Genomic DNA, 2,760 nt, shown 5'->3' with positions numbered 1-2,760 from the left:
CCCGCCATGTCCTTTCCCAAGTCCTTCCTCGATGAACTGAAGGGGCGCATCCGCGTCTCGGAGGTCGTTGGGCGCAAGGTCAAACTGACGCGGCGGGGCAGGGAGTTTGTCGGGCTCTCACCCTTCTCCAACGAGAAGAGCCCGAGCTTCACCGTCAATGACGACAAGCAGTTTTATCACTGCTTCTCGTCGGGCGAGCATGGCGACATCATCTCGTTTGTCGAGAAGACCGAGAACCTCTCCTTCCTCGAAGCGGTGGAGCGGCTGGCCGCCGAAGCCGGCATGGAAATGCCGCAGCGCGACGCGCATGAAGCGCAGCGCGAGAAGGAGGCCGCCACCCTTATCGACGTGATGGAAATGGCGGCGCAGTTCTTCCAGCAGAAATTGCAGGAAGGCGTCGGCGCCGAGGCGCGCGCCTATCTCGAACGCAGGGGCATGAAAGGCAAGACGCTGGAGGATTTCGGCGTCGGCTATGCGCCGGGCGACGACCGGGCCGAGCGCATGGCGCTGATGCGCTACCTGAAATCGCGCGACGTGACGCTCGAACAGATGGCGGAAGCCGGGCTCGTCATTCACGGCCCCGACATCGCCGAGCCCTATGACCGCTTCCGCAACCGCGTCATGTTTCCGATCGCCGATGCGCGCGGCCGCGTCATCGCCTTTGGCGGGCGGGCGCTGGCTTCCGACGCCAAGGCCAAATATCTCAACTCCCCCGACACGCCGCTCTTTCACAAGGGCCGCGTGCTCTACAACCTGCATCGGGCGCGGAAAGCCGCGCATGACGCAGGCACGGTCGTTGCGGTCGAGGGCTATATGGATGTCGTCGGGCTCGCGCAAGGCGGCATCGATCATGCGGTGGCGCCGCTCGGCACCGCGCTCACCGAAGACCAGATCGCGCTTCTCTGGCGCATGGCGCCCGAGCCGATCCTCTGTTTCGACGGCGACAAGGCGGGGCTTCGCGCCGCCTACCGCGCGGTCGAGCGTGTGCTGCCGCTCTTGAAGCCCGGCCATTCGCTCCGCTTCGCGCTCTTGCCCGAAGGCAAGGACCCCGACGATCTGGTGCGCGAGGAAGGATCGGCGGCGATGCGCGCCGTTCTCGATGCGGCGCGGCCGCTTGCCGAAATGGTCTGGGAAAAGGAAGTCGCCGCTGGCACCTGGGACACGCCCGAACGCCGCGCCGCGCTCGAAACGCGGATCGAGACGGTCGTCGGCATGATCGGCGATCCGAAAGTGCGCGGCCACTACGCCGAAGATCTGCGCGGCCGCATCGCGCGGATGTTCGGCCGCGGCGAGCGCCGAACGGGCGGGCAGGGCGGCTTTGCGCCGAACAAACGCCCCTTCGGCTCCGGCAATTTCGGCGGCAACCGGCCCTGGCGCGGCCGTCAATCCTTCGGGCAGGGCGGCTCTTTTGTGCCGCCCGTGACGCCCGAGTTGCGCCGTTCGGCCATCGCCAGCGGCTCCGCGGCGGGTCGGGGCCGCGAGGGCCTGCTGGTGCTCACGGTGCTTAACCACCCGGAACTCCTTGAGAATTACGCCGAGGAATTTTCGAGTGTCGAGATTCGGGCCCCGGCGCTTGACAGATTACGCAATGAAATCATAGATATAGCCGCCCTTCATACGCCTCTTGAAAGGGAGGCGCTCAAGGACCACTTGCTGAGCAGGGATTTGGCGGAAATTGCGCGGCGTCTTGAGGCCGGTCCGGCCTTTGCCGGCGACCGTCATGCTTGGCCCGACGCACCGCCCGACGAGGCGGAAGCGGGCTTCCTGCACACATTGGCGCGGCACCGGCGCGCAATCGTGCTGGAGGCCGAATTGAAGGCCGCCGAGCGTGTGCTTGCCGAGGAGATGACGGAAGAAAACTACGCCCGGTTCAGGGCCATTCAGGAGCAGCTTGAGCGCTCCGAACTGGCCGATGGCTTGGGCTGACGGTTTCGATTTTGAGTTCAAGGGATCGGGTCAACCAGCGGGATTTTCGAGGGCAGAGCGGCGCCGGCGAGGTGATGGCTTCAACGTCATCCGGGGAAACGAAGGCGCATCGGGGTTCAGACGAGAGCGAGGGAAGCGTAGCGGCCGGGCGGCGTCCGGCGGCGCCGTTCCTTTTATACGTTTGGCGATGCGTTCCCTGCTGGACCTCGGCCCCTGTGGCCCTAAATGACAGCATAACCCCGGCCTTCGCGCCGGGCCTCAATCAGGCGGAGACGGACTGAATGGCGAGCAAGACGGCGGAACAGGCAGAAGCACCGGAAGTGGCCCCGGAGGCGCCGCAGGACGGTCCGCTTCTCGACATGTCCGATGCGGCGGTCAAGAAAATGATCAAGGCCGCCAAGTCTCGCGGTTTTGTCACCTATGACGAGCTCAACAAGGTTCTGCCGTCTGAAGAGTTTTCCTCCGAACAAATCGAAGACACGCTCTCGATGCTCTCCGAAATGGGCATCAACGTGGTCGAGAACGACGAGGTCGAGGAGCAGGCCGAAGGTGACCGCGAGCGCGACGCCGAAGCGGACGGCGAGAGCGACGACGAGGACCGTCCCGCCGGCAAGGCGGTCGCCACCACGACCACCACCAGCACCGCGCTCGACCGCACCGACGATCCGGTGCGCATGTATCTGCGCGAAATGGGCTCGGTCGAGCTTCTGTCGCGCGAGGGCGAAATCGCCATCGCCAAGCGCATCGAGGCCGGCCGCGAAGCCATGATCGCGGGGCTGTGCGAAAGCCCGCTGACCTTCCAGGCCATCATCATCTGGCGCGACGAGCTCAACG

General features: G+C 65.3%; 2 protein-coding genes. Both read left to right on the top strand.

Annotated elements, in window-relative coordinates:
- The coding region (dnaG, locus tag WEB61_RS10440; RefSeq protein ID WP_368064279.1) for a DNA primase at positions 1 to 1,926 on the top strand (1,926 nt) is incomplete at its 5' end.
- Between the two features lie 281 nt (positions 1,927 to 2,207).
- Positions 2,208 to 2,760 (top strand): RNA polymerase sigma factor region1.1 domain-containing protein (locus tag WEB61_RS10435; RefSeq protein ID WP_368064278.1); only part of this gene is annotated, 553 nt, incomplete at its 3' end.

Source organism: Parvibaculum sp., from assembly GCF_040882025.1.
Lineage (GTDB): Bacteria > Pseudomonadota > Alphaproteobacteria > Parvibaculales > Parvibaculaceae > Parvibaculum.
Note: the sequence above shows the minus strand (reverse complement) of the source record. Positions and strands in the feature narration are given on the sequence as shown.